Origin of the sequence: Streptomyces sp. WAC06614 (assembly GCF_003949795.1) — a bacterium.
Classification (GTDB): domain Bacteria; phylum Actinomycetota; class Actinomycetes; order Streptomycetales; family Streptomycetaceae; genus Streptomyces.
This window is the reverse complement of record NZ_RPRY01000573.1, coordinates 1-2406: the sequence shown is the minus strand read 5'-3', so window position 1 is coordinate 2406 and position 2406 is coordinate 1. Positions and strand designations below refer to the sequence as shown.

The following is a 2406-nucleotide window of genomic DNA, read 5'->3' as shown; positions in this document are numbered from 1 at the left end:
AGGGGTTCGTCCCGGCGGGGGGCCTTTCGCCCCGGCCGCCTCGGCGACAACACCAGTTAGCCAGCCCCCGGACCGCCTGGCAACGCCCCCCACCTACTAGCGGCCGTAGCAGCAGCGGGCGGCGGGGACCACGGAACCGCCCAGCGGGCCGTCCCAGGATGGGGCGGAGGTCTACTAGGCGGGGCCGAATGTGACGTGGGTCCTGTGGGGCGCCTCACCGGCAGCGAGCCGGAATGTCGCTTTCTGTGAGGACTTGTACCCGTTTATCGGGTGTGGTGGGGGCCACTTCGCCCCCTGAATCGAAGGCCACGGGGGGCAGCGGAGGCCCCCTTCGCAGGGCGGCCGTCAGGCGTCGGTGGTGAGTTCGATGTGGGGGGCGAGGGCGGTGAGGAAGTCGGGGGCGTCGAAGATGCGGCCGGCGGAGGCGACGCCCGTGGTGCGGATGCGTCCGGTCAGGACCCGGTCCAGGGCTTCGACGACCAGTGGCGCGGTGACGGCGTAGATGTCGCGGCCCGAGGCGACGGCGCGGCGTTCGACTCCGTCGGCGCGGACGATCACGTCGACGAGGAAGGTCTGGTCGGAGCGGCCGAGCTCGTCGGTGGCGGTGGGGGCGGGTGTGGCGGACGAGGCGATGTCCCGGGCGGCGTCGAGGGCCATGTGGGTGTGCACGTCGCTGATCGGCAGGTGGTCGGTGACGGTCACGACGTCGGCCATGGTGAACTCGGTGACGACCTGGCGGGGCCCCATCGGGGCGGGGAAGAGCCACTCGGCGGTGGGCGGAGCGTCGGTGCGGCGCTGCCAGGCACCGCCGCTGTAGCGCAGGCGGTGTGCGCCGCGCCGTTCGCGGGAGACCGCGCCGGACAGGCGGGTTCCTGCGGTGGGATGCCAGTAGCTGAGGCCGTAGGCGATATGGGCCTCGTCGGCGTGGGTCCAGTCCCCCATCGCCGTGGTGACCAGCAGGTCGCCCAGGCCGCCGAAGAACGCCATCGCCGGGACGACGATCGCCTTCTCCCGCCGGGCCCGGTCGGCGTAGTGGGCGAAGGTGTCGAGGTTGGCCTCGAGCTCGGCTGCCACGTCCAGGTACGGGATCCCGGCCCGCAGGGCCGCCTCGATGACCGGGCCGGTGGTGGCGGCGAACGGGCCCGCGCAGTTGATCACGGCGGCCGTAGCGGCCAGCGCCCGGTCGAGCGCGGCCGGGTCGTCCACCGGAGCGGGACGGGCCTCGTGCCCCGTCGCCTCGGTCGAGGCGGCCAGCCGGGCGGCGTCGCGGCCGGCGAGGACCGGCCGGTACCCGCGGGCGGCCAGCTCGGCCACCACGAACCTGCCCGTGTGTCCGTACGCGCCGTAGACCGTCACCGTGCTGTGCGTCGCCGCCGTGCCGTTCACGAAATCCGCTCCCCTGGGTGTGTGCTGCGTGTCCGCGTGTCCTGCGCGTGCTGTGGCGGGACCCATCCTGGCCGGGGCCTGGGCGGCGCCGTGAGTGTCCGGAACGACGTAGAGCGAACAATTCCCGACATGGGTTCCGGCCGTGTGATGAGGTGGCGGCATGAGCGACAGCGAGATGATCAGGATCCCGGCACACCTCCAGGGCTATCCCGGGGTGGCCTTCGGCGGCTACGTGGCCGGTGTGCTGGCCGGGCAGGCCGCCGCGGAGCACGTACGGGTGGACTTCCGGCGGCCCGCGCCGACCGAGCTGCCGCTGCGGCTGGCCGGCACACCTGACGGCGGCTGCGCCCTCACCGCCGACGAGACGCTGCTGGCCGTCGCCGTGCCCGTCGGTTCCACGGGGGCGGTGGCGGGGCTGCCGGAGGCGCCGTCCTGGGCGGAGGCCGAGGCGGCGGCCGAGGCCTGTCGGGCGGCTCCGCCGGACGGGCAGACGGACTGCTTCGGGTGCGGTCTGGACCGGACCCCCGCGACCGGGCTGCGCCAGCACTGCGGACCGGTGCCCGGGCGGGAGCTGGTCGCCACCGCCTGGGTCCCGGGGGCCGAGCTCGCGGCCCGGGACGGGCTGCTGCCGCCCGAGCTGCTGTGGGGCGCGCTGGACTGCCCTGGCAACGCCGCCGGCCGGCTGCTCGACGGCCGCCCGGCCGGGGCCGTCACCGCCTCGCTCCGCGCCGCGGTGCTGCGGCCGGTCCGGGCCGGTGAGCGGCTCGTCTCCTACTCCTGGCTGCTGTCCTCGGCGGAGCGGAAGTACACGGTCGGCACGGCCGTGGCCGACGCCGACGGGGAGCTCCGCGCCATGGCCGAGGCCCTGTGGGTGGTTCCCCGGTCCGCGGTGCAGGGGCGGCCGTAGGGCCGTAGGGGCAGGGGGCCGTCCGTAGGGCCGTGGGCGCCGGCCCGGCTCCCCTTGGCCCCCCTGGTTCCCCTTACTCCTGGGTCGTCGAGGAGTGGGGGGCAGCCGGGGCG

General features: G+C 75.2%; 2 protein-coding genes. One reads left to right on the top strand and one right to left on the bottom strand.

Annotated elements, in window-relative coordinates:
* Window positions 1-345: 345 nt before the first annotated feature.
* Window positions 346-1386 carry a trans-acting enoyl reductase family protein gene (locus tag EF918_RS34850; RefSeq protein WP_260610977.1) on the bottom strand — a complete coding sequence of 347 codons (1041 nt, stop codon included), beginning with the start codon at window positions 1384-1386 and terminating at the stop codon, window positions 346-348.
* A gap of 160 nt (window positions 1387-1546) precedes the next feature.
* Between EF918_RS34850 and EF918_RS34845 the strand changes: the two genes are divergently transcribed.
* Entirely contained in the window at window positions 1547-2293 is a 747-nt protein-coding gene (locus tag EF918_RS34845; RefSeq protein WP_185922077.1) for a PaaI family thioesterase, read from the top strand.
* The last annotated feature ends 113 nt before the right edge of the window (window positions 2294-2406 follow it).

Excerpts from the sequence above, each read along its gene's own strand:
- EF918_RS34845 (WP_185922077.1), top strand. The coding sequence starts at position 1,547 with ATGAGCGACAGCGAGATGATCAGGATCCCGGCACACCTCCAGGGCTAT.